This is a genomic window from Mycobacterium sp. SMC-13, assembly GCF_045311035.1.
Lineage (GTDB): Bacteria > Actinomycetota > Actinomycetes > Mycobacteriales > Mycobacteriaceae > Mycobacterium.
Map to the genome: position 1 here is coordinate 1 of NZ_JBJIAI010000015.1, position 22,457 is coordinate 22,457.

At 66.3% G+C, this 22,457-nt stretch carries 24 protein-coding genes; 12 read left to right on the top strand and 12 right to left on the bottom strand.

What is annotated here, in order from left to right; genetic code table 11:
• Positions 1-565 precede the first annotated feature (565 nt).
• Positions 566-1,012 carry a hypothetical protein gene (locus ACJH6I_RS20715; RefSeq protein ID WP_318987338.1) on the top strand — a complete coding sequence of 149 codons (447 nt, stop codon included), beginning with the start codon at positions 566-568 and terminating at the stop codon, positions 1,010-1,012.
• On the opposite strand, the gene ACJH6I_RS20720 is transcribed toward ACJH6I_RS20715, so the two are convergent.
• Both ACJH6I_RS20720 and ACJH6I_RS20725 read right to left on the bottom strand, forming a co-directional pair.
• Positions 1,000-1,284, bottom strand: coding sequence for a hypothetical protein (locus ACJH6I_RS20720; RefSeq protein ID WP_318987337.1), 285 nt, complete (start codon positions 1,282-1,284; stop codon positions 1,000-1,002). The genes ACJH6I_RS20715 and ACJH6I_RS20720 overlap by 13 nt on opposite strands.
• Before the next feature lie 2 nt (positions 1,285-1,286).
• Entirely contained in the window at positions 1,287-2,150 is an 864-nt protein-coding gene (locus ACJH6I_RS20725) for an STAS domain-containing protein (protein WP_318987336.1), read from the bottom strand.
• A 700-nt stretch (positions 2,151-2,850) separates the two neighbouring features.
• Here ACJH6I_RS20725 and ACJH6I_RS20730 point away from each other — a divergent pair.
• A complete protein-coding gene (locus tag ACJH6I_RS20730) occupies positions 2,851-3,201 on the top strand; it encodes a YiiD C-terminal domain-containing protein (protein WP_318987051.1) in 351 nt (116 codons plus the stop codon).
• A gap of 3 nt (positions 3,202-3,204) precedes the next feature.
• Here the strand turns inward: ACJH6I_RS20730 and ACJH6I_RS20735 are convergent, their stop codons facing one another.
• The gene (locus ACJH6I_RS20735; protein ID WP_318987052.1) at positions 3,205-3,927 is read right to left on the bottom strand and encodes a MerR family transcriptional regulator; all 723 of its coding nucleotides are present in this window, start codon (positions 3,925-3,927) and stop codon (positions 3,205-3,207) included.
• A gap of 80 nt (positions 3,928-4,007) precedes the next feature.
• Between ACJH6I_RS20735 and ACJH6I_RS20740 the strand changes: the two genes are divergently transcribed.
• Genes ACJH6I_RS20740 through ACJH6I_RS20750 form a run of 3 tightly spaced genes read left to right on the top strand, consistent with a single transcriptional unit; the run spans position 4,008 to position 7,456 of the window.
• Positions 4,008-4,799 (top strand): SDR family oxidoreductase, encoded by a 792-nt coding sequence (locus tag ACJH6I_RS20740; protein WP_318987053.1) that lies wholly within the window; start codon positions 4,008-4,010, stop codon positions 4,797-4,799.
• Between the two features lie 32 nt (positions 4,800-4,831).
• A complete protein-coding gene (locus ACJH6I_RS20745; RefSeq protein WP_318987054.1) occupies positions 4,832-5,821 on the top strand; it encodes an SDR family NAD(P)-dependent oxidoreductase in 990 nt (329 codons plus the stop codon).
• A gap of 12 nt (positions 5,822-5,833) precedes the next feature.
• A complete protein-coding gene (locus tag ACJH6I_RS20750) occupies positions 5,834-7,456 on the top strand; it encodes an AMP-binding protein (RefSeq protein WP_406784439.1) in 1,623 nt (540 codons plus the stop codon).
• A gap of 13 nt (positions 7,457-7,469) precedes the next feature.
• On the opposite strand, the gene ACJH6I_RS20755 is transcribed toward ACJH6I_RS20750, so the two are convergent.
• The 5 genes from ACJH6I_RS20755 to ACJH6I_RS20775 form a co-directional block, all read right to left on the bottom strand.
• Entirely contained in the window at positions 7,470-8,129 is a 660-nt protein-coding gene (locus tag ACJH6I_RS20755) for a cation transporter (RefSeq protein WP_212813364.1), read from the bottom strand.
• Positions 8,129-8,467 carry a helix-turn-helix transcriptional regulator gene (locus tag ACJH6I_RS20760; protein ID WP_212813366.1) on the bottom strand — a complete coding sequence of 113 codons (339 nt, stop codon included), beginning with the start codon at positions 8,465-8,467 and terminating at the stop codon, positions 8,129-8,131. The genes ACJH6I_RS20755 and ACJH6I_RS20760 overlap by 1 nt, the downstream gene beginning before the upstream one ends.
• Positions 8,468-8,531: 64 nt before the next feature.
• Positions 8,532-9,674 (bottom strand): serine/threonine-protein kinase, encoded by a 1,143-nt coding sequence (locus ACJH6I_RS20765; protein WP_212813368.1) that lies wholly within the window; start codon positions 9,672-9,674, stop codon positions 8,532-8,534.
• Positions 9,675-9,735: 61 nt separating this feature from the next.
• Positions 9,736-10,101: a group 1 truncated hemoglobin gene (locus ACJH6I_RS20770; protein WP_406784440.1), complete on the bottom strand. Its 366-nt coding sequence runs from the start codon at positions 10,099-10,101 to the stop codon at positions 9,736-9,738.
• Positions 10,102-10,212: 111 nt separating this feature from the next.
• Positions 10,213-11,187, bottom strand: a complete 975-nt coding sequence (locus tag ACJH6I_RS20775) for an oxygenase MpaB family protein (RefSeq protein ID WP_212813373.1) — start codon at positions 11,185-11,187, stop codon at positions 10,213-10,215.
• Positions 11,188-11,286: 99 nt separating this feature from the next.
• Here ACJH6I_RS20775 and ACJH6I_RS20780 point away from each other — a divergent pair, with 99 nt between their 5' ends.
• From ACJH6I_RS20780 to phoU, 5 genes are all read left to right on the top strand, one after another.
• Positions 11,287-11,874, top strand: coding sequence for a TetR/AcrR family transcriptional regulator (locus ACJH6I_RS20780; protein ID WP_020098821.1), 588 nt, complete (start codon positions 11,287-11,289; stop codon positions 11,872-11,874).
• 130 nt (positions 11,875-12,004) lie between these two features.
• The gene (locus ACJH6I_RS20785; protein WP_212813375.1) at positions 12,005-13,006 is read left to right on the top strand and encodes an acyl-ACP desaturase; all 1,002 of its coding nucleotides are present in this window, start codon (positions 12,005-12,007) and stop codon (positions 13,004-13,006) included.
• The gene (dusB, locus tag ACJH6I_RS20790; RefSeq protein ID WP_212814982.1) at positions 12,994-14,169 is read left to right on the top strand and encodes a tRNA dihydrouridine synthase DusB; all 1,176 of its coding nucleotides are present in this window, start codon (positions 12,994-12,996) and stop codon (positions 14,167-14,169) included. The genes ACJH6I_RS20785 and dusB overlap by 13 nt, the downstream gene beginning before the upstream one ends.
• Before the next feature lie 2 nt (positions 14,170-14,171).
• Positions 14,172-16,271 carry an LCP family protein gene (locus ACJH6I_RS20795; RefSeq protein ID WP_212813377.1) on the top strand — a complete coding sequence of 700 codons (2,100 nt, stop codon included), beginning with the start codon at positions 14,172-14,174 and terminating at the stop codon, positions 16,269-16,271.
• A 78-nt stretch (positions 16,272-16,349) separates the two neighbouring features.
• Entirely contained in the window at positions 16,350-17,018 is a 669-nt protein-coding gene (gene phoU / locus ACJH6I_RS20800) for a phosphate signaling complex protein PhoU (RefSeq protein WP_212813379.1), read from the top strand.
• Here the strand turns inward: phoU and ACJH6I_RS20805 are convergent.
• Positions 17,015-17,527, bottom strand: coding sequence for a MarR family transcriptional regulator (locus tag ACJH6I_RS20805; RefSeq protein ID WP_212813381.1), 513 nt, complete (start codon positions 17,525-17,527; stop codon positions 17,015-17,017). The genes phoU and ACJH6I_RS20805 overlap by 4 nt on opposite strands.
• Before the next feature lie 76 nt (positions 17,528-17,603).
• Between ACJH6I_RS20805 and ACJH6I_RS20810 the strand changes: the two genes are divergently transcribed.
• Both ACJH6I_RS20810 and ACJH6I_RS20815 read left to right on the top strand, forming a co-directional pair.
• Positions 17,604-18,578 carry a zinc-binding alcohol dehydrogenase family protein gene (locus ACJH6I_RS20810; RefSeq protein ID WP_212813383.1) on the top strand — a complete coding sequence of 325 codons (975 nt, stop codon included), beginning with the start codon at positions 17,604-17,606 and terminating at the stop codon, positions 18,576-18,578.
• A 149-nt stretch (positions 18,579-18,727) separates the two neighbouring features.
• The gene (locus tag ACJH6I_RS20815; protein ID WP_212813385.1) at positions 18,728-19,600 is read left to right on the top strand and encodes a type IV toxin-antitoxin system AbiEi family antitoxin domain-containing protein; all 873 of its coding nucleotides are present in this window, start codon (positions 18,728-18,730) and stop codon (positions 19,598-19,600) included.
• A 110-nt stretch (positions 19,601-19,710) separates the two neighbouring features.
• On the opposite strand, the gene pstB is transcribed toward ACJH6I_RS20815, so the two are convergent.
• From pstB to pstC, 3 genes are read right to left on the bottom strand one after another with little or no spacing between them, the layout of a single operon-like run.
• The gene (gene pstB / locus ACJH6I_RS20820) at positions 19,711-20,487 is read right to left on the bottom strand and encodes a phosphate ABC transporter ATP-binding protein PstB (protein WP_020098814.1); all 777 of its coding nucleotides are present in this window, start codon (positions 20,485-20,487) and stop codon (positions 19,711-19,713) included.
• A gap of 15 nt (positions 20,488-20,502) precedes the next feature.
• Complete coding sequence (pstA, locus tag ACJH6I_RS20825; RefSeq protein ID WP_318987087.1) at positions 20,503-21,417, bottom strand: phosphate ABC transporter permease PstA; 915 nt, start codon at positions 21,415-21,417, stop codon at positions 20,503-20,505.
• Positions 21,418-21,425: 8 nt separating this feature from the next.
• Complete coding sequence (gene pstC / locus ACJH6I_RS20830) at positions 21,426-22,457, bottom strand: phosphate ABC transporter permease subunit PstC (RefSeq protein ID WP_036427561.1); 1,032 nt, start codon at positions 22,455-22,457, stop codon at positions 21,426-21,428.

Sequence of the window (22,457 nt, forward strand, 5' to 3'; positions counted from 1 at the left end):
CCGGTAAGACCAACACGAGGCCCACACCTGGGGAATTACGTGACAGCAACCCCTGGGGAATTACGTGACCGACGACACCCAACTGAGCGCGAGGTCATGCGCGGCAGCAGTGGCCTCAGTCAGGGCGTCTAATCGCTCAGTTCGGCGAGCGCGGCGATCTTCCGCACGAATCTGCGCGCGCGTGCTGGCCCAGGCGATCGCGGCCGCGACCAACGCGATGCACGCGGCCAAAACTGTGGCGCGCGGTTGTGTTAGCCAGCCCGGGTCTGTCGCGGGCACGCAGTTGACCAGGTCGTTGGGAAGGTCGATGAAGTCTCGCGGAAGCACTCGACAAAGCTAGCCGTCGCAACCTTCAGACTCGTTCAAAACCCGCAGCCCGTACACACCGTGAGATTTGACTGCCGTTGGGGTCAGTAGCTCGGACTCAAAAGGGGCCGCGACACTTCTTCATCCGTTCTACTCCACGCGTTGCCATGCGAGGCTCGACGTATGGCATTAACTACTTGGCGGCCTCGCTCGATGGGGGCTCGATTTCATCTATTCGACCTGACATTACGATTCCGCCGTGGCTGATATGACGACGGCGGCTATCACCGCAACGTCGGGTCTCTTCGGAGCGCTCATCGGTGCGTTCAGCGCCCAGATTGCGGCACGTAAGACGAGGGACGCCGATCGCAGAAAGCGCTGCGTGGACCGGGTCTTGGCTGCACTCAGCCAGCTGGATAAGGCGTATGCGGAGTGGGTCGTGGCGGCTGCAAGTGATCCGAATGACCCGCACGCCGTGCTGCCGTTGCAAGGGGCGATGCGTGGGTACAACCAAGCCGTCGAGATGCTCAACATCGAATGTCTACGAAATGCCGCAATCCATTACCGAAACCAGCTGACCGAGTTCTATCTGATGTTCGGCGAACCCCAAGACCCGCTGGACGCGAACAGGTCCGTGCCGACCCTCCAGCAGCTCAATGACGAGCACGCGTACCTATCAGCCAAGTTGAGGCGCTACGAAACCTGAAGACGGTCCGCGACGTTGTGAACCTCGGCGCGGTCACGCAGGTATCCGATGAACTCGCGATCGGAGACGCTACTGACTTCAAGTCGTCGGGCGTTCCGTTTGACGAGGACTTCCCGCACGATTTCATCAGCGAACGACGCGGCAGCCGCGATCAGCGAGGCGCAATGCAACTGCACCACTTGACCCGACAGATCATGAGGAAGCTCTGCAAGGATCTGCTGTGCCCGCGGGCGCGAACCTGCCAATGCTGGTGCTTCGAGTGAAACCGTCATCCTTACACCTCCTTCGCGCTCGGTTTAAACCCAGCGTAGATCACTGTTCCTGGGAAGGCAGCGGTTACCCGTCGACACGAGAGAGGGCCACTGCTACCACTGTTCTGTCCAATCGCCGCGCCGCTCCAAGCCGTCAAGCTCCCCTGATGCCGGCGGATGCGTTGATGAAGATCATCGAGCCCTGCGCCGCGCCCTGCTTCGCCAGTACCCGAGACTGTGCGCTGGAAGGCTTTCGCCATCGCGTCCACAGGGCCTGATACCCAGTAACGCCGACTCAGCGTTGTTTCGAACCCGTGCCCAGCGTCTGCTACCGCGAAGTTGATCAAGCCGGTACCTAGGCTACTCGGCATCACTTGCATCGCCGCCCATCCGCCGCCGGCCCCACTGTGGTCGGCAACATTGTTGACGACTTCGGATATTCCCTTGAAGAATTCGATTGCATCAGCTTGGTTGCTTCCGTCCGCAACCATTGCCTGGAATACGCGTTCAGCGAGTTCGTCTCCGCCGTTAGTGTCGAAGCGCTGTAATTCGAATAGGCGGTGTCCAGTATCTCGCTCATTAACTTTGGGAAGAGTGACACCAGAGCAAAAGTATTGTCGCAGACAATCGTCCAAATGCATACGTGACATGTAGGTCCGGACCGCGTGGTGCTGAGGCTCGATAAATCTCAGCGCCCGTCCGCAGTTCGCGGCGTCTTCGGCAACTGCGGCAATCGTGGCGAGTCCCATACTGTCGATAAAGGCCGCCTTCGACATGTCAATCACAACTTCATCGGCATCCGCGGGAGTTTCTGCACTCCATTCGCCAAGCGTTGAGGCCTTGAAAGGCCCGGCATACCTGATGCCTGGCGGCGGCCGCAGATTCACTGCCAGATCATGTCACGCCCCAGAATCCTCATTGTGACTGTGGGACCCATTGTCGAAAACGCGGGACTGATCGAGCTTCAGGCGCATGTCGAGCAGGCGGACCATCGCGCTCATGGCCGGGGAGCGGTTCGGTAGGCGCACCGCAGCGTTCGTGGTCACAAACCTGGCTTGCCCATATCCAAGCAATTAAGCCGCCCGACGTTCCATCGAGGTGTCGTCGGCCACCAAACGAGTTTCGCTCGTCGAGTAGCTGGTCCAACGCGGTGGTGCTATCGACCGCGCCAAATTCGCGCTGGCCGACTCCCACGATGGCGATCATTCTGAGATCGGCGTCGATGGCGGCAATGTTTCGCATATCGGTATAGACGTATCCGGCGCCCCAACGGTTCCATTGAACGTACGATCGAACAATGGGTGACCCGCCGGCGGTCCCGATACCGGCCGACACGTGGCGGGGGACTTCCGCCGGATCGACCCACCGCTGCCCGTGCGAGTTGACCTCGGCGACATGTTCCGCGCCCACCACACCACGACGGCAAATACCAGCCTGGAGGCTTGCAGCTGCACCTCGTGGTTACCGGGCAGCTCATTTGCTGGGGCGCGCTGAAGAATCAGCAGCCGACGGCGGCCGACGAGGAGCCCCCTATGGGCGGTCTGTCGAAGGGGACACAAGCAAGGCGGGTCGGCTCGAAGCTATCACTTGCGGAGGTTAACGACAGCCCCAATCGCGGGGAACGGCAACCACTTTGGCGTGATGTATGCCGGGGTGTTGTTCACCGTCGCTGAGGTGCTCGGCGGGATTCTCGCGCTCACCGCGTTCGACCAGAGCCAGTTCTTCCCGCTCGTCAAGGACATGTCGATCCAGTACAAGGCACCCGCCAAATCCGATGTGCGGGCCCAAGCCGAGATGAGCGGCGACGACATCGCGCGGATCGAGGCCGAAGCCGCACAGAACGGTAAGTCGGAGTACGTCGTCGAAGCCGTGGTCACCGACGCCGACGGGACCGTCGTCGCCACCACCCAGGCGACCTGCCAGCTCCGGCGGAAGTAGCGCCTATTTGGCCGGAATCTCCAGTTCCGCCACGCGTTCCTGCACCGCCTGACTGATCGCGGCAGTGAAGCGGTCGGCCATCATCTGCGCCGCCAGCGGCCGCAGGTTCGGCACCACCTTGGCGATCCGCCCGAGGTACACATTGGGGTCCTCCGCCTCGCGAATCCGGCTGAACACGACGTCCGTCACCTCATTGGCGAGGGCATCGATGTGCTTGTCGACGACGCCGGCCAGGCGCCGGATGTCGTCGGCCGGCACGTTGGTGTCGCGCAGGTTCATGGCGGCGCCGAGCACCGACTGCCGGACGCTGAAACGGCCGTCATCCAGGCGTCGAATCGCACCCAAGGCTTCGAGCGTGTCGAGGGCCCGGTCGTCCAGCGCCAGACCGGCACGTTGTTCAAGTTCGCGTAGGTCGACGGCCTCATCGTCAGCCGGGCTCCACGGTGTGAGAAGTGCCGCACGCACGGCGAGGTCGTGGGCCGTCGCGCCTTCCGGCAGCCGCGCCAGCACCTTGGTGATGGCGGCCAGCGTGTAGCCGTGCTGTTGCAGCTGCTGCACCAACTCGAGCCGAATGCGATGTGGCGCACCGTAATACGCGAGGCGGCCGCGCCTCTCGGCGGGCGGCAGCAGGCCGCTCTCGTTGTAGAAGCGAATGGTTCGCACCGTCGTGCCGGTACGCGCGGCCAGTTCGTCGATGGTGAATTCCTCGACTGTGACATCTGTCATTCCACGAAGTATAGACACCAACATTCACACTGTGCCAGTGTTACTGGCACAGTAACACGTCACTAGGAAATGAGAGCCACATGACCCTGCCGAAGCCCGATGGCACCACCGAGGTCGTCATCACTGGCGCCTCCTCCGGAATCGGAACCGAACTGGCCCGCGTGCTCGCCGCCCGCGGCTACAGCCTCTTCCTGGTCGCACGTCGCCAGGACCGCCTCAACGCCCTCGCCGACGAACTGCGCACCGACCACGGCGTCGGCGTGACGGTGCGCCCATGCGATCTGGCCGACGCTGCGCAGCGACAGACGCTGATCGAAGAACTGCGCACCCGGCCGGTCGCCGGCCTCTGCAACTCCGCCGGCTTCGGCACCAGCGGCGCCTTCCACACGCTGCCGATGGACCGCGAGCGCGAGCAGGTCGAGGTCAACGTTGTTGCGCTGCAAGAACTCACGCACGCCGTGCTGCCCGGCATGGTGGAACGCGGCGCCGGCGCCGTCCTCAACGTCGCCTCCGTCGTGGCCTTCCAGCCCATGCCGTCGATGGCGACCTACGGCGCGTCCAAGGCGTTCGTCAACTCGTTCTCCGAAGCCGTGCACGAAGAACTGCGCGGCACGGGCGTCTCCTGCACCTCGCTGTGCCCCGGACCGGTCCCCACCGAATGGGCCGAGGTCGCCTCGGCACACGAGTTCAGCCTGCGGCCGGCTCAGGTCTCCCCCGTCGACGTCGCGACGCAGGCCGTCGACGGCATGCAGGGCGGCGCCCGCCAGATCGTGCCCGGCACCGTCGTCAAGCTCATGGCCATCACCGGCTCGATCACTCCCCACACCCTGCTGCTGCCCGCCCTCCGCCTGGCCCGCCGGGCCCTGGGCTGAAATCGACCCCGCTCAAGAACGGACCACCTGCCATGAACCTCTCCGACATCACCGCACTGGCGACCAAGCCCGTCGCCGCCGTCAGCGCCAAGCCGCTCGCCGTGTTCGCCAGCGTCATGAACACGCCCATCAAGACCCGCCCGATCTACCTGCAGACCGTGGTCGACGCCCTCACCGGCTACACACTCGAGGACGCCGTCGCGGGGAAGATCGTGGTGATCACGGGCGCCTCGGCCGGTATCGGCGAGACCACCGCCCGCCGCATCGGCGCCGCCGGCGGCGAGGTCGTGCTGGTGGCCCGCACCCGGGAGAACCTGGAACGCGTCGCCGAGGACATCCGCGCCGACGGCGGCACCGCGCACGTGTACCCGTGCGACCTGAGCGACCTCGACGCCATCGGCGCCATGGCCGACCAGGTGCTGGCCGACCTGGGTCATGTCGACATCCTCATCAACAACGCCGGCCGGTCCATCCGCCGCTCGCTGGAGCTGTCCCACGACCGGATGCACGACTACCAGCGGACCATGCAGCTCAACTACTTCGCGCCCGTCCAGCTCATCCTGAAGTTCACGCCGGGCATGCGTGAGCGCGGCTTCGGGCACATCATCAACGTGTCCTCGATCGGCGTGCAGACCAAGCTGCCGCGCTTCGGCGCCTACATCGCCAGCAAGTCGGCACTGGACGGACTGTGCGACACGTTGCAAGGTGAGACGGTGTCGGAGAACATCACCTTCACGACGGTGCACATGCCGTTGGTGCGGACCGCGATGATCGCCCCGACCAAGATGTACGACCGCTTCCCCACCCTGACGCCCGAGCAGGCCGCGGCCACGCTGTGCGACGCGATCATGCACCGGCCGCGCCGCCTGAGCCCGCCGTCCGGACAGCTGACGGCCCTCACCGACGCCCTCAGCCCGCGTCCGTTCGACCTGGTGCGGAACAAGGTCTACTCGATGTTCGGTGAGTCCGCCGCTGCGCAGGCGGCACCGGCAGAGTCCGCCGAACCCGTTGCGGCTGAATAGAAAAGGAACCTGATGGAGCTGAACTCACTGCTTGCCGAGCCGGCCCGGCGGGCCGGTCTCGAAACCCGCGCCCTCGTGGCATTGGTGCGGGCCGGCGCCATCGGCGTCGACCTGCCGCACCGGTTGGTGCAGGTCCTGGCGGCACTCAACACCTACGGGCCGTTCGGCGCCGCACCGCGCATCGCCGCGATCCGGCACGGCGCCTATCCGGCGATCGCCGACGAGCGCGGCGAGCTGACGTACGCCGAATTCGATCAGGCGGTCAACCGGATTGCCAACGCATTGCGTGCTCGCCTGGCCCCCGGAGCCACCGTCGGCATCCTCTGCCGCAACCACCGCGCACCCCTGATCGTGGCGTTCGCCGCGTCGCGCGCCGGGGTCAACGCGGTGTGGCTCAACACGGCGTTCTCGGCCCGCCAGGCCGCAGAGGTCGCCAACCGCGAAGGCGTCGACCTGCTGGTGCATGACGTCGAGTTCACCGATCTGGTCGCCGACATCGAGGCCCCGCGCGGCACGTACGTCACCGATATCGACAGCGCCAGTGACGATCTCGACGCCCTCGCGGCCGACGCGTCGCCGAAGGCGCCGCCGGCTCCGGCCAAGCAGGGCCGGATCATCCTGCTGACGAGCGGCACGACCGGCACACCCAAGGGCGCACCGCGCGCCGAGCCGCGCAGCTTCATCCTCCCGGGCGGTCTGTTGGAGCGGCTGCCGATGCGTGCTCGTGAAGCCACCATCATCGGGCCGCCCCTGTTCCACGGCACGGGCCTGCTGATCGCCATCATGACGATCGCGCTGGGCTCGAAGTTGGTGCTGCGGCGCAAGTTCGAGGCCGAACAACTGGTCGCGGACATCGAGCGGCACAAAGCCACCACAGTGTGCGTCGTGCCGATCATGCTGCAGCGGGTGCTGGGCCTCGGCGAGAACACCGTCCGCAGCTACGACACCACGAGCCTGCGCGCCATCTTCTGCGCCGGTTCCCAGTTGCCGGCCGCCGTCGCAACCGCGGCGCAAGACCTGCTCGGTGAGGTGGTCTACAACCTCTACGGCTCAACGGAAGTGGCGCTCGCGACCATGGCGACACCCGCTGACATCCGCGAGGCACCCACTTCTGTCGGCAAGCCGATGCTCGGCTGCCGGATCAAGATCTTCGACGATAACGGCCACGAGGTGCCTGCCCCTGAAACAGGCCGGATATTCGTCGGTGCGGCAACGCAATTCGAGGGCTACACCGGTGGCGGCACCAAAGAGTTCATCGACGGCTTGATGGCCAGCGGCGACGTCGGGCACTTCGACGACAAGGGCCGCCTCTACATCGACGGCCGGGACGACGACATGATCGTCTCCGGCGGCGAGAACGTGTTCCCCGTCGAGGTCGAGGAACTGCTGATCACCCACCCCGCCATCGTGGAGGCCTCCGCCGTCGGCGTCGACGACGAGGAGTTCGGAAAACGCCTGCGCGCCTTCGTGGTCACCGTCGAGGGGACCGAGGTGTCGGAGGATGAGGTCAAGCAGTTCGTCAAGGACAACCTGGCCCGCTACAAGGTGCCGCGCGAGGTGGTGTTCCTCGACGAGCTGCCTCGCAACCCGACGGGCAAGGTGCTCAAGCGGGATCTGGTCGCCCGGAACGACTGAGGGCCCGTCGGACTCAGTCAGAGCAGCCACACCCGTCGGGTGCTGCGGCGGGCTCGCGGACGGCCGGCGCACAGCACACATCGCCTCGCAAGGCGCCCACACCTTCCCTCACCGCGATCCCGGCGATCACCAACGCCGCGATCGGGTCGGCCCACGACCAGCCCAGAACACTGTTGACCACGAGACCGATCAACAGCACGGCCGACAGGTAGGTGCACAGCAGTGTCTGCTTGGAATCAGCCACCGCCGAACGCGATCCGAGTTCCCGGCCGGCCCGTCGTTGTGCGTACGACAGCACCGGCATGACGATCAGGCTTGCCGCCGCGAGCACGATGCCGACAGTCGAGTGCCGGGCTTCGCCGAAACCCAGCAGGGCACGGATCGCGTCGGCCGTCACGTAGGCGGCCAGCGCGAAGAACGAGAACGCGATGACGCGCAGGGCGGCCTTCTCGCGGGCTTCCGGATCGGCGCCCGCGAACTGCCAGGCGACCGCCGCAGCCGAAGACACCTCGATCACCGAGTCGAGGCCGAAACCGACCAACGCAGCCGATGACACCCGGGCCCCTTCCGACAGCGCCACGACGGCCTCGATGACGTTGTAGGAGATGGTCGCCGCGACCAGCCACCGGATGCGTCGCGCCAGCTGCCCGCGACGGGGCTCGGTGAGCGTCATCAAGCGCACCCGCACGGCTCGCCGTCGGCACCGACGCACACGCAGTCGGGGTCCACCGCAAGGACCAAACCCATGAGGTCGTCGAGCGCACGCCCGATGCGGTGGTCCGCCAGCTCGTATCGCATGCGGCGACCTTCCGGTACTGCGACCACCAGCCCGCAGCCGCGCAGGCATGTCAGGTGATTGGAGAGGATCTGCCGAGAGACGCCGAGCTGGTCAGCGAGCTCCGACGGATACCCGGGAGACCGGTTGAGGCTCAACAAGATTCGCGCCCGCGTCGAATCCGACAGGGCATGCCCGAAACGAGACAGGGCGTCGGTGTGCTGCGCGGTTGCCACGTCTTGAAATGTACATGAAATTCTGTATCCATAAATCTATGTACACTCTGCGCGCTATCGCGGTTCAGTCGCGGTGCTTGTTCTTCGGGCCTTTGCCGTGCCCGTTGCCCGGGCCGTTGGGCGTGGGACGGTCATCGATGGGCACCGGGGTCGAGGTCAGCGGCGGGGCCGACGTGGACGTCGGGGTCGGCTCTGGCGTGCTCGTCCCGACCGGAGTCGGCGTCGACGGCCGTGACGCAGCGTCGACGATCACCGCGACGACCGTCACGAGTACCACGATGGCAGCCGCACCCCAGAGCAGCAGTCGCGAGCGGCGCCGCGGTGCGGCGACCGGCAGCATCGACGTCGTCGGGTCCGGTAGCGGCTGGCCGAGCACCAGCGTCGGGGGACGACCGGCGGGCACAGCACCGTGCAGCGCCGCACGCATCTCGTCGGCACTGCCGAAGCGCACCCGCGGGTCACGGGCCATCGCCCGTTCGACGACGGCCGCCAGCGCCGGGTCGGCATCGGGACGCAACGCCCGCAGTGGCACCGGATGCCCCTCGGTGACGGCCCGCGCCAGGTCGACGAGGTTGTCCTGCGGAAAGGGCCGCCGGCCCGTGAGTGCCTCGTACCCGACGACCCCGACGGCGTAGAGGTCGTCGGCCACCGTCGCGGGCCGTCCCGACAGCCGCTCGGCGCTGAGATAGCCCATCGTGCCGACCACCTGGCCGGCCACGGTGTGGTTCGAGTCGGCGCTCTTGGCGATGCCGAAATCGGCGATCTTCGCCGCTCCCGAATCGGCCAACAGGATGTTTCCCGGCTTGATGTCGCGATGCAGGATGCCTGCCGCGTGGGCCGCGGCCAGCGCCGAGAGCACGCCGTCGAGGACCGCTCGGACCACGTGTTGGGGTAGCGGACCGGCGGCGATCACGTCGGCCAACGTCCGTCCCGGCAGCCGTTCCATGACGATGAACGGGGTGCCGTCCTGCTCGCCGTAGTCGTGCACCGCAACGACGTGCGGATGGTTCAGCCCGGCCGCCGCGCGGGCCTCGACCTGGAAGCGATGCCGGAAGTCCGGCTGATTACTGAACTGCGCGTACAGCAGTTTGACGGCCACCGGGCGCTGCAACTGGGTGTCCCAGGCGTCGCGCACCTCTGCCATGCCGCCGTGGCCCAGCGTCCCCCGCAATTGGTAGCGGTCGGCGAGAACGCCCGGCACTGACATGGCCTCAACGCTAGTCCTGATGCCACCCCGCGGGCCCAGGCAGAGTCGGTGCCGTGGGCGCTCAGGCGCTCTTTGCGGTGGCGATGTCGTCGGCCAGCGGCGCGATCGCTGCCATGATTCGCTGCACTGTCCGCGCCGGAACGCCTGCCGCAGCCAGGCTTTCACTCAGATATGCGGCGACCAGATTGAAGTGCTGCCTGGAGATCCCCCGGCCGCGGTGGATGTCCCGCATGGATGCGCCCGTGTAGGGCTCGGGCCCACCCAATGCCGCGGCGAAGAATTCCACCTGCCGACCTTTGAGCCGTGTCATGTTCGCGCCGGCGAAGAAGCCGGCGAGTTCCGGGTCGGCCAGCACGCGCTCGTAGAAGTCCGCCACCACCTGTTCGAGCGCCTCTGCCCCTCCGATCTGTTCATAGATGCTCGTCATGCGTCGAGCCAACACCGGCCGTGTTGCCTAACCATTGCTCGACGGTGACCCAGCGACTAAATCGATCTCACAGACCCCTCGAAATGCTGCGAGTACCGCAAAACGCCTGGGTCAGTCCACCTTTGGGCAGTAGAACTGCGGCTGGCCGCGGTACTCGACCGGCGGCAGGTTACGTGCGGGCGTCTCCACCAGCGGTGAATCGATGGGCAGCCGGCCGGTCGCCCGGTCGATCGCCGATCGCTTGCGCGGATGCATGAGCCTGCGCTTCGGGCCGTATTTCGAGACCAGCGTGATGACCTGGCACAGGCGGTCATGCACCCATTGCTGGCGCGCAGACCACGTGTAGCCCATCAACTCGCGCACCGGCGGGTCGTAGAGGGCCACCGTCATGAAGGTCAGGAAGCGCTGCATCACCTTGAGGTTCTGAGCCCACAGCCAGTCCGGAATCCATTGCAGCGATGGATGTTTGGGCATGGTCGACAAATCCATGACCTCGCGCGCCGCATAGTTGTTCTCCAGGACGTTGCGGCACATGTGATCCCAGTAGGCCTCGAAGTCCTCCCAGCTCTTCGGCACGGGCCGCATGCTCATGCCGTACATGCGGTACCACTGCACGTGCTCGTCGAACAGCTGTCGCTTGTCCGCTTCGGAGATGCCGCCGCCGAACTTCTCGGCGGCCAGCAGGGTGGACTTGAAGAACGTCGAATGGGCCCAGTAGAAGACGTCGGGGTTCAGCGCGCTGTAACGGCGTCCCTGCTTGTCGACGCCCTTGATCCCGATGTGGTAGTCCCGCACCTCGGCGCCGGTCTGGGGCGCGCGGTCACCGTCGAACACCACGCCGCCGATCGGGTAGATCGACCGGAGCAGCCGCGGAATCCGCTCCATGAAGAAGATCGAGTGCTCCTCGACTGCCGCCCCGAGCTGCGGATGCATGTTCTGCATCGAGCCCGCCCAGGTGCCCTGGAACAGCCCGGTCCACTGGCCGAAGTACTTCCACGTCAGCGAGTCGGGCCCCAGCGGCACCGCGTCATAACCACCGGAAGTGACCGGGCAGCCGGCCGCCACGGGCGCAGAGTCGCTGGTCATGGGGCATGCGTCGGAAGTATTTTGAGTCACCGGCATTCTTTCCTGGATGTCAGCGGGTATCCTGACTACACGCGTTGTCAGCCACAGCTTAGGAGTCACGTGCCTTCCGGTCAACGACAGGGCCGCTGGTCCGCCGTCCCCCTGGCGGACCGCCCGACGCGGCGCCGCGAGGCGCTCATCGAAGCCGGCATCGCCGCCCTCGGCCATTCCGACGGCCCGGCCGCGACGGTCCGGACGGTGTGCCGCACCGCCGGCCTGACCGAGCGTTATTTCTACGAAAGCTTCACCGACCGTGAGGATTTCGTCCGCGCCGTGTACGACGAAGTATGCACGACGGCCATGGCGGCACTGACCACCTCACAGAGTCCGCGCGACGCCGTCGAGCGATTCGTCACCATGATGGTCGACGACCCCACCCGCGGCCGCGTACTGCTCATCGCCCCGGCGCAGGAGCCGGTCCTCACCCGGTCGGGCGCCGACTGGATGCCGAGCTTCATCGAACTGCTGCAGCACAAGATGTTCCCCGACGGCGATCCGGCGCGGCGGGCACTCGAGGCCACCAGCCTCATCGGCGCCCTCACCGCGCTGTTCACCGGATATCTCGGCGGCAAGCTGCCCGTCACCCGCGAGCAGTTCGTCGACTACTGCGTCGACATGCTGATGAGCCGGGTCCCGTCGCACCGGTAACACCTACGAAGCCGCGACATCACAGTTCAGATTCACCGATCGGACATGCGTCACAGCAACTTGATGTCACTACGGGACACAGATACTCTGACTGCTACCAACAGGTACAGATATCTAATCGGGAGGCGCCATGACAGCCGACTACACCGACCTTCAGCTGCTGCATGAGCTGGAGCCGGTCGTCGAGACGCTCGTCGACCGCCACATGAGCATGCGGAAAGACTGGAACCCGCACGACTACATCCCCTGGAAAGAGGGCAAGAACTACTACGCCCTCGGCGGCCAGGACTGGGATCCGGAGCAGTCGAAGCTCTCCGAGGTCGCCCAGACCGCCATGGTCCAGAACCTGCTGACCGAGGACAACCTGCCGTCCTACCACCGCGAGATCGCGATGAACATGGGCATGGACGGCGCCTGGGGCTACTGGGTGAACCGGTGGACCGCCGAGGAGAACCGCCACGGCATCGCCCTGCGCGACTACCTCGTCGTCACCCGCAACTGCGACCCGGTCGAACTCGAGGAACTGCGCGTCGAGCAGGTCACCCGCGGCTTCTCGCCCGGCCAGAACCTGCAGGGCGACCTGTTCGCCGAGAGCCTGTTCGACTCGGTCATGTACGTCTCGTTCCAGGAGCTGGCCACCCGCGTCTCGCACCGCAACACCGGCAAGGCCTGCAACGACCCCGTCGCCGACCAGCTGCTGCAGCGCATCTCGGGTGACGAGAACCTGCACATGATCTTCTACCGCGATGTCTCGGCCGCCGGCCTGGACATCAACCCGAACCAGGCGATGGCCTCGCTGCACCGCATCGTGGAGAACTTCAAGATGCCCGGGTACACCGTGCCCGACTTCCGCCGCAAGGCCGTCATCATCGCCGTCGGTGGCGTCTACGACCCGCGCATCCACCTCGACGACGTCCTCATGCCGGTGCTCAAGAAGTGGCGCATCTTCGAGCGCGAGGACTTCACCGGTGAGGGCGCGCGCCTGCGCGACGACCTCGGCCGGATCATCAAGGAGCTCGAGGACACCTGCGCGAAGTTCGAGGTGGCCAAGGAACGTCGCCTCGAGCGTGAGCGGAAGATGGCCGAGAAGAAGGCCATGAAGAACCTCCTGGTGTCGACATCAGCGTCGTAACCGAAGCTGTCAACGAGACGGCCCGATCCCTTCGGATCGGGCCGATCTCGTTGCGTTCTCCGGTCGTCCTCGCGCCGATGGCCGGTGTGACGAACGTCGCCTTCCGCACCCTGTGCCGCGAGCAGGAGCTCGCCCGCGTGGGCACCGTGAGCGGCCTGTACGTCTGCGAAATGGTCACCGCGCGGGCCCTCGTCGAGCGCAACGCCGCCACGCTGCACATGACGACGTTCGCGCCCGAGGAATCGCCCCGCTCCCTGCAGCTCTATACCGTCGACCCGGCGACCACGTACGCTGCGGCCAAGATGATCGTCGACGAGAACATGGCCGACCACATCGACATGAACTTCGGCTGCCCGGTGCCCAAGGTCACGCGCCGCGGCGGTGGTTCGGCCCTGCCCTACAAACGCAAGCTGTTCGGCCAGATCGTGGCGGCAGCCGTCCGCGCGACCGAAGGCACCGACATTCCCGTCACCGTGAAGTTCCGGATCGGGATCGACGACGCCCACCACACGCACCTCGATGCCGGCCGGATCGCCGCCGAGGAAGGTGCCGCGGCAGTCGCACTGCATGCCCGCACCGCCGCGCAGCGCTACTCCGGCACCGCCGACTGGGACCAGATCGCCGCATTGAAAGCGCACGTCACCGGCATCCCGGTGCTCGGTAACGGCGACATCTTCGACGCCGACGACGCACTGCGGATGATGGCCGAGACCGGCTGCGACGGCGTCGTCATCGGCCGCGGCTGCCTGGGCCGGCCCTGGCTGTTCGCCGAACTGTCGGCCGCCTTCAACGGCCAGCCCCGCCCCACCCCGCCGACGCTCGGCGAGATCGGGGACATCATCCGCCGGCACGGCCAGCTGCTCGCCGATCATTTCGGCGAGGACAAGGGCATGCGCGACATCCGCAAGCACGTCGCCTGGTACCTGCACGGGCTGCCCGCCGGCGCTGAGCTGCGTCGCGCACTGGCCCTGGTGAAAACCCTGGCCGAACTCGACGAGCTGCTCACCCAACTGGATTCCGATGTGCCGTTCCCGGACTGCGCAGAGGGCCCACGAGGCCGGCAGGGGTCGCCGGGTTCCGTGGTGCTGCCCGAAGGCTGGCTGGACGACCCCGACGACTGCACGGTGCCGTTCGGCGCCGACATGGTCAACTCCGGCGGGTAAACGTGAGCGACCGCGACCGGACCACCCCCGGTGAGGGTGACGGCGATGCTGCCGGCGACAACCCCTGGGTAACCCGTACGACGCGGGCCGCGGGCCCCGTCCGGGCGCCGTGGGAACGGGCCGGTCGCCTGCAGAGCCAGCCGGACGACGAGAGCGCGGACGACGAGGAAACCGGTAGCCACGGCGGCGGTGGCGTCACCGTCGCCGAACTCATCGCCCGGCTCTCGGGCGGCGCGGTCCCGTCAGCACCTGTCATCGAGGCACCCGCACCACCCGAGCCACCGAAGCCCCAGCGGCCCGCGCCGAAGCCGGCGCCGGCGCCACGGAACGCGCCGAAGCTCGAGCCCGTCGCCCCGCCAGCGGCCGAGGAGCCGGCGCGCACCGCTCGCCGTCGAGTCGAATCCGAGCCCGTCACAGAGGTTTTCGGCGCGCCGCTGGCCGACCCCGACGCGCTGCCCGAACGGCCGCGGGCCGTGGTGCGCACGGACGTCCGGAACTACATCGACCATCCCGAGCGGCCGGCGCACATCGACGCGCCCCCACCGGTCGATCACCACACCCGCCACCGGTTCGCGGTTGCCGGTCGCATCCTCATGGCGTTGGCGGCCGTCATCGCGCTGTCGATGACCGGCGCCGCCTGGCAGTGGCAAAACATCAAGAACAACAACATGAACCGGGTCTCGGCGCTGGACCTCAACTCCCGCGACATCATCGACCCCAACGCGCAGTTCGGCGACGAGAACTTCCTGATCGTCGGCGTGGACAGCCGCTACGGCCAGAACGCCGACATGGGTGCCGGCACCACCGAAGACGCGGGCGGCACCCGCTCCGACACGATCATGCTGGTGAACATCCCGGCGAACCGCAAACGTGTTGTGGCGGTGTCGTTCCCGCGCGACCTGGCCATCAAGTCGACACAGTGCGAAGCCTGGGATCCGAAGACCGGCGGCTACGGGCCCATCTATGACGAAGACACGAAAAGCTATGGGCCCGACCAGGTTTACACCGAGACCAAGCTGAATTCGGCCTACTCGTTCGGTGGGCCGAAGTGCCTGGTGAAGGTGATCCAGAAGCTGTCCGGCCTGTCGGTGAACCGGTTCATGGCAGTCGATTTCGCCGGCTTCTCCAAACTCGTGGACGCCGTCGGCGGCGTCGAGGTCTGCAGCAGCACACCGCTCGAGGACTACGAACTGGGCACCGTGCTGGAGCACTCCGGCCGCCAGGTCATCGACGGTCACACCGCGCTGCAGTACGTGCGCGCCCGCCAGGTCACCACCGAGGTCAACGGTGACTACGGCCGCATCAAGCGCCAGCAGATGTTCCTGTCCTCCCTGCTGCGGTCGATGATCTCCAAGGACACGTTCTTCAACATCGGCAAGCTCAACAACGTCGTCAACCTGTTCATCAACGACTCCTCGGTCGACAACGTCACCACCAAGGACCTGGTGCAGCTCGGCCAGTCCATCCAGGGCGTCAGCGCCGGCCGCGTCACCTTCGTCACCGTGCCCACCGGCGTCACCGACTCCGAGGGCAACGAACCGCCGCGGGTCGACGACATGCGCGCGCTGTTCGACGCGATCATCAACGACGAACCGCTGCCCGAGGAACGCAACTCCGACAACACCCCGGTCCCCGCCACGTCGGCTGCCCCCAGCAGCACCGCGGCCACCCCGGACGGCGAAGAGGTCAACACCACGACGACCGACCCGAGCCAGGTGACGGTCCGGGTGTCCAACTCGACCGGGCAGGACGGCCTGGCCGCGACGGCGACCAAGGAACTCGAGCAGCACGGCTTCACGGTCAACTCGCCGGACGACTACCAGGGCCAGGTGACGTCGACGACGGTGTTCTACTCGGCAGGGCACGAACAGGCCGCCGCGACCGTGGCGTCCACGTTGCCCAATGCCCACGTCGAGCGGGTGTCGGGCCTGGGAGACGTGGTGCGCGTGGTGCTCGGGACCGATTTCACCGCGGTGGGAACCCCGGCCGCCAGCGGTTCAGCCGCCCAGATGCGGGTGACCCATGGCAGCCTGTCGGGTGAGCCGACCAAGCTGCCGGAAGACCTCAGCATCACCAACGCGGCCGACACCACCTGCAAATAGCATCTGACCTGTCCCATTCACCGGCCGTTCATTGCCAGATCACGGCATGTCCAAGGGCCAGAAAGTAGTCTGGAGCCCATGCGTACCGCGTACCACGAGCAGCTTGAAGGCCTGACCAACCGCCTCGGAGAGATGTGCGGCCTGGCCGGCGTTGCCATGGAGCGCGCGACCCAGGCCCTGTTGCAGGCCGATCTGGTGCTGGCCGAGCAGGTCATCTCCGACCACGAGCACATCTCCGCCCTGAGCGCGCAGGCCGAGGAACAGGCCTTCGTCCTGCTGGCCCTGCAGTCCCCCGTCGCCGGTGACCTGCGGTCCGTCGTCGGGTCCATCCAGATCGTCGCCGACGTCGACCGCATGGGTGCGCTGGCGCTCCACGTCGCCAAGATCGCCCGCCGCCGGCACCCGCAGCACGCGCTGCCCGAGGAGGTCAACGGCTACTTCGCCGAAATGGGCCGCCTCGCAGTCGAATTGGGCAACACCGCGCAAGAGGTGCTGCTCACCCGGGACCCGGAGCGCGCGGCCCGCATCCAGGAAGAAGACGACGCGATGGATGACCTGCACCGTCATCTGTTCAGCGTGATGATGGACCGCGAGTGGAAGCACGGCGTGACCGCGGCGGTCGACGTGACGCTGCTCAGCCGCTTCTACGAGCGCTTCGCCGACCACGCCGTCGAGGTCGCGCGGCGGGTGATCTTCCAGGTCACCGGCCGGTTCTCCGACGACGACGGCCTGCCCACCATCAGCTAGGCCCGTTCGGCGGGTACCAGCCGCACGCCGTCGCGGCCGGCGGCCAGCAGGTCCTGCAGCATCTTCTCCAGCACCGACAGTTCCGCGGCGGTGTAGCGCGACAGGAAGTCGTGCCGGCCGGCGTCCATCTCGTCGTGCATGCGCTGGTGTACCTCGATGAGGCGTTTTCCATCCGCGGTGGGGGTCAGCTGCAGCTCTTTGCGGTTGCCCGGCACCGGTGTGCGGGTCACGAGCCCGGCGTCGACGAGTCTTTGGACGTGCTTCGACACCGTGCCCTTGAGCTGCCCGGCGCGGGCGGCCAGGCCCACCACACTGATCGGGCCGTCAGCGAGCTCCGCCAGCAGATGCAGGCCCAGGGTGGGCAGCTCACGCACGGTGCGTTCCAGCCGCGGCGGGCAGTGCGCGGCGAGGTAGTCGCGCTCGGCATCAACCTCGTCGGTGTCGAACTTGTCCCCCACCGCGCCGACCAACGCACTGATGTCGGCGATCAGCGCGGATTTGGTTTTCATGGAAACCATCTTGCCATCCGGCGAGCCATCGGCATATAGTTTCCACAGAAACCATATTCTGAGTCGAGGAGCGCACATGAAGGCAGCGGTCGTGCACGAGTGGGGCCAGCAGCCCCGGTACCTGGATTTCCCCGAGCCCCAGCCGCGCGACGGCGCCGTCGTCGCCACCGTTGAGGCGTCGGCGCTGACCAACCTCAGTCGCATGGTCATCATGGGAAAGCACTACAGCAGCAAGGAGGTTCAGCTCCCCGCCATCGCCGGGGTCGACGGCGTCGCCCGCCTCGACGACGGCTCACGGGTGTACACCGGATCGCTCGCCCCGTACGGGCTGATGGCCGAACGCACCCTCGTCGTCCCGGCCGGCGCCGTCCCGGTGCCCGAGCACGTCGACTCGGTGACCGCGGCGGCGGTGCCCAACCCCGGCATGTCGGCGTGGATGAGCCTGGACTACGCGGCCCAGACCAAACCCGGCGACCACGTGCTGGTCCTCGGCGCCACCGGCGTCACGGGATCAGTGGCAGTGCAGTTGGCCAAGTTCGTCTTCGGGGCGGGACGCGTTGTGGTGGCCGGCCGCAACCCCGAACGGCTGGAGTGGCTCCGCACCGTCGGAGCCGACGACGTCATCGCGCTCGGCACCGACGATCTCGCGGAAAGCGTTGTGGCCCAACACTCGGCGCGGCCGTTCGACGCCGTCATCGACTACCTGTGGGGCACACCCGCGGAGCAGACGCTGACCGCCCTGGCCGCCGCGCATCCGTCGACCCATTTCCACGCCACGCGCTTCATCCAGGTCGGTTCGATGACCGGCGCGAGCATCAGCGTCGACGCCGCGACGTTGCGCAGCACGGGCATCACGCTTCAAGGCGTGGGCATCGGCAGCGTCCCGCCCGAGGCCCTGCAGCGCGCCCGCACCGAAGGCCTGCCCCGGATGTTCGCGATGCTCGACGCCGGTGAGCTGCAGCTGACCACCGCCGCCCGTCCCCTCGCCGACATCGAAAACGTCTGGGCGGCAAAGGAACCCTCCGGCACCCGCGTCGTCATCACGCCGTAGGACGCAGTTGGGTCACCTCCCCTCGCGAGCAGACGCAAAACTGTCGTTTTCGAGCGAAAAATGACAGTTTTACGTCTGCTCGCGGAGTTATCCACAGGGCTGGAGGCCGGATGCTGGCGGCGATGGGATGCGGCCGCCACCATCGACGCATGACGCTCGAAGACGTATTCGCCGTCCACAACGGCGTTGCGACAGCACAGCAGTTGCTCGCGACGATGACCGATCGGGCACTCGCACGCAGAGTCCGGGAGGGAGAAGTCTTCCGGGTGTGCCACGGCGTCTACTCCGCGCGGCCTCCAGACACGACAAGCCGGCTCAGAGCACTGGACCTGCTGTCCGACGTCCCCATCGTCGCCTGTATGAATACTGCTGCCGCGATGTACGGCTTCGATACCGAACAGGACGATCGCACCCACATCCTCGACCCGGGCGTGCGCATACGGACTTCGCTCGACCTCATCGTGCACCAGCGAATTGGCGCGCCGCTCAAGAAACTTGACGGCCGACTCGCCACCGCGCCCGCATGGACAGCGATAGAAGTCGCCCGGACACTGAAACGTCCGCGGGTGCTGGCGGTATTGGATGCCGCTCTCCGCAGCGGCACCTGCAGCAGGGCGGAACTGCTGCAGGCCCTTGAGGAACAACGTGGCCGTCGCGGCGTGGTCAATGTCCGGGAGCTGCTGCCACTGGCTGACGCGCGAGCCGAGTCTCCAATGGAATCCGAGATGCGGTTGGTCTTCATCGAATGGCAGCTTCCGACTCCCGAATTGCAGTACGAGGTACGCGATCTCCACGGTCAACTATGGCGACTCGATTTCGCCTGGCCCGAATACCGCGTGGCAGCTGAGTACGACAGTATGGAATGGCACTCGAATCCCGCTGCGGTCAAACATGATCGCATCAAGACGGCACGGCTACAGGAAATGAGCTGGACCAGCGTTCCGGCTGTCGTCGACGACATCAGGCAATACCCGGTCGAGCTGTGCACAAGAATCAGACGTCACTTTGATCGCGCGGCATGAGTTCCTGCGCGAACAGACGCAAAACTGTCAAGTTTCAACCAAAAACGACAGTTTTACGTCTGCTCGCGAGAGAAAGTGACCGCGAACCCCCGCGCATATCCGCGGGCGACCTAACCGAAGCGGCCGGAGATGTAGTCCTCGGTGGCTTTCTTGGACGGGTTGGAGAAGATCTTCTCGGTGTCGTCGATCTCGATCAGCTGGCCGGGCTTGCCGGTGGCCTCGAGATTGAAGAACGCGGTCTGGTCGCTGACACGCGCTGCCTGCTGCATGTTGTGCGTGACGATCACAATTGTGAAGTCCTGCTTCAGTTCTGCGATCAGGTCCTCGATGGCGAGCGTCGAGATCGGGTCCAGCGCCGAGCACGGCTCGTCCATCAGGAGCACGTCGGGCTGCACCGCGATGGCGCGGGCGATGCACAGACGCTGCTGCTGACCACCGGAGAGACCACCACCGGGCTTGTCGAGGCGGTCCTTGACCTCGTTCCACAGGTTGGCGCCCTTGAGCGACCGCTCGGCGACCTCGTCGAGCGTCTTCTTGTTGCGCACGCCCTGCAGCTTCAGCCCGGCCACCACGTTGTCGCGAATGGACATGGTGGGGAACGGGTTCGGGCGCTGGAACACCATGCCGATGGTCTTGCGCACGCCGACGGGGTCCACGCCGGGGGCGTAGATGTCGTCACCGTCGAGCAGCACCGATCCGGTGGCGCGGGCGCCGGGGATGACCTCGTGCATGCGGTTGAGGGTGCGCAGCACCGTCGACTTACCGCAGCCCGACGGCCCGATGAACGCCGTCACGCTGCGCGGCTCCACCGACAGGCTGACGCTCTGCACGGCGTGGAACGAGCCGTAGTAGATGTTGAGATCTTTGAGATCCAGACGCTTGGCCATTGACGGTACTCCTGCTCAAACTTTCTTCGGGGCAAAGAACTTGGCGCCCAACCGCGCCGCCACGTTCAGCAGCGCGATCAGCAGCACCAGGGTCAGTGCCGCTCCCCACATCCGGTCGGTGGGGACCTCGTTGGCGCCGGCACCGGCGCCGATCTGGTCGTACATCATGCCCGGCAGCGAACCCATGAAGCCGCCGAACATGTCGAAGTTCATGGCCTGTGCGTAGCCCACCAGGACCAGCAGCGGGGCCGTCTCACCCATGACGCGGGCCAGCGACAGCATGACGCCCGTGACGATGCCCGACAGTGCAGTCGGGATGACAATGCGCACAATGGTTTTCCACTTCGGGATACCCAGTGCGTAGCTGGCCTCACGCAGGTCCATCGGCACGATGCGCAGCATCTCCTCGGTGGACCGCACGATGACCGGGATCATCAGCAGCACCAGAGACAGCGACACCGCGAAGCCCGTGCGCTGGAAGCCCAGGGTCGCGACCCACAGCGCGTAGACGAACAGCGCGGCGACGATCGACGGGACACCGGTGAGGATGTCGACCATGAACGTGGTGACCTTGCCCAGCTTGGTGCCGCCCCCGTACTCCACGAGGTACACCGCCACCATCACGCCGATCGGGATCGAGATGACGGCGCACACCAGCGCCTGCAGCACGGTGCCGACGATGGCGTGGTACGCGCCGCCGCCCTCGACGAACGCCGTCATGCCGGACTGCGAGTTGGTGAACCATTCCGACGCCGTGAGGGCCTTGTAGCCCTTGGTGACAACGGAATACAGCACCCACACCAGCGGGATCAGCGCCACGAGCAGTGACAGGCTCACGAGCACCGTCGCGACCTTGTCGGTCACCTTGCGGCGCAGGCCCACCCCTTCGAACGACTGGTGCTTGACGGGCCGCTCCAGCATCGCCGCCATCTTTGCGTTCATTTCGCCGTCCTTCCGGCCACGACCGCGCGCGCCGCGGAGTTCACCACGAACGTCAGGATGAACAGCACCAGGCCGGCGGCAATGTAGGCGCCTGCTTTGTACTGGTCGTTGAATTCGCTTGCGGTGGCCGCGATCTTGCTGGCGAACGTGTAGCCGCCGTCGAACAGGGTCCAGCTGAACTGGGTCTGCGTACCGCGCAGGATGATCAGCAGCGCGATGGTCTCACCGAGCGCGCGGCCGAGGCCGAGCATGGCGCCGCTGATGTAGCCCGAGAGGCCGAACGGCAGCACGGTGGTGCGCACGACCTCCCAGCGGGTGGCGCCCAGCGCCAGCGCGGCTTCGATCTGGCCGCGCGGCGTCTGGATGAAGACCTCACGGGTGACAGCGGTGATGATCGGCAGGATCATCACCGCGAGCACGATGCCAGCGGTGAAGATGGTGCCGCCGCCGGCGACCGAGGCGTTTCCGGTCTTGAACAGGAACAGCCAGTCGAGATTCTTGTTGAGCCACAACGCAAACGGCTTGAGCACGGGTGCCAGCACGTAGAGGCCCCACACGCCGTAGACGATCGACGGCACCGCCGCGAGCAGGTCCACCACATACGCCAGCGGTCCGGCTAGCCGGCGCGGTGCGTACTGCGTCTGGAAGATCGCGATACCCAGCGCCACCGGCATCGCGATCAGCAGCGCGAACACCGACACGAAGACGGTGACCTGCAGCAGATCGAGGATGCCGAAGTGCATCGCCGAGGTGTCGGTGGTGACCCAGTTGCCACCGAAGGTGAAGAAGTTCTCTTTGTTGCGGGCCAGCGCCGGGATGGCGCGCCACAGTAGGAACACACCGATGGCCGCGATGAGGGCGACGATCAGTACGCCGGAACCCTCGGCGAGCAGGCGGAAAATCCGGTCGCCCAGGCGAACTTTCGAGCCCTTCAGCGGGTCGAGAGACACCGGCGTCGGCTCGGGGAAGGGTGCGGCAAGCGCCTCCCCCGACCCCGCGTCGGCTGGATTCGGTGTTGTCACTGTCAT

What these genes read in the sequence shown, in the direction of transcription:
- ACJH6I_RS20720 (WP_318987337.1), bottom strand. Translation starts at nt 1,284, where the DNA reads ATGACGGTTTCACTCGAAGCACCAGCATTGGCAGGTTCGCGCCCGCGG.
- ACJH6I_RS20735 (WP_318987052.1), bottom strand. Translation starts at nt 3,927, where the DNA reads ATGACAGATGTCACAGTCGAGGAATTCACCATCGACGAACTGGCCGCG.
- ACJH6I_RS20740 (WP_318987053.1), top strand. Translation starts at nt 4,008, where the DNA reads ATGACCCTGCCGAAGCCCGATGGCACCACCGAGGTCGTCATCACTGGC.
- ACJH6I_RS20745 (WP_318987054.1), top strand. Translation starts at nt 4,832, where the DNA reads ATGAACCTCTCCGACATCACCGCACTGGCGACCAAGCCCGTCGCCGCC.
- ACJH6I_RS20750 (WP_406784439.1), top strand. Translation starts at nt 5,834, where the DNA reads ATGGAGCTGAACTCACTGCTTGCCGAGCCGGCCCGGCGGGCCGGTCTC.
- ACJH6I_RS20755 (WP_212813364.1), bottom strand. Translation starts at nt 8,129, where the DNA reads ATGACGCTCACCGAGCCCCGTCGCGGGCAGCTGGCGCGACGCATCCGG.
- ACJH6I_RS20765 (WP_212813368.1), bottom strand. Translation starts at nt 9,674, where the DNA reads ATGTCAGTGCCGGGCGTTCTCGCCGACCGCTACCAATTGCGGGGGACG.
- ACJH6I_RS20770 (WP_406784440.1), bottom strand. Translation starts at nt 10,101, where the DNA reads ATGACGAGCATCTATGAACAGATCGGAGGGGCAGAGGCGCTCGAACAG.
- ACJH6I_RS20775 (WP_212813373.1), bottom strand. Translation starts at nt 11,187, where the DNA reads ATGACCAGCGACTCTGCGCCCGTGGCGGCCGGCTGCCCGGTCACTTCC.
- ACJH6I_RS20785 (WP_212813375.1), top strand. Translation starts at nt 12,005, where the DNA reads ATGACAGCCGACTACACCGACCTTCAGCTGCTGCATGAGCTGGAGCCG.
- phoU (WP_212813379.1), top strand. Translation starts at nt 16,350, where the DNA reads ATGCGTACCGCGTACCACGAGCAGCTTGAAGGCCTGACCAACCGCCTC.
- ACJH6I_RS20805 (WP_212813381.1), bottom strand. Translation starts at nt 17,527, where the DNA reads ATGAAAACCAAATCCGCGCTGATCGCCGACATCAGTGCGTTGGTCGGC.
- ACJH6I_RS20810 (WP_212813383.1), top strand. Translation starts at nt 17,604, where the DNA reads ATGAAGGCAGCGGTCGTGCACGAGTGGGGCCAGCAGCCCCGGTACCTG.
- ACJH6I_RS20815 (WP_212813385.1), top strand. Translation starts at nt 18,728, where the DNA reads ATGACGCTCGAAGACGTATTCGCCGTCCACAACGGCGTTGCGACAGCA.
- pstB (WP_020098814.1), bottom strand. Translation starts at nt 20,487, where the DNA reads ATGGCCAAGCGTCTGGATCTCAAAGATCTCAACATCTACTACGGCTCG.
- pstA (WP_318987087.1), bottom strand. Translation starts at nt 21,417, where the DNA reads ATGGCGGCGATGCTGGAGCGGCCCGTCAAGCACCAGTCGTTCGAAGGG.
- pstC (WP_036427561.1), bottom strand. Translation starts at nt 22,457, where the DNA reads ATGACAGTGACAACACCGAATCCAGCCGACGCGGGGTCGGGGGAGGCG.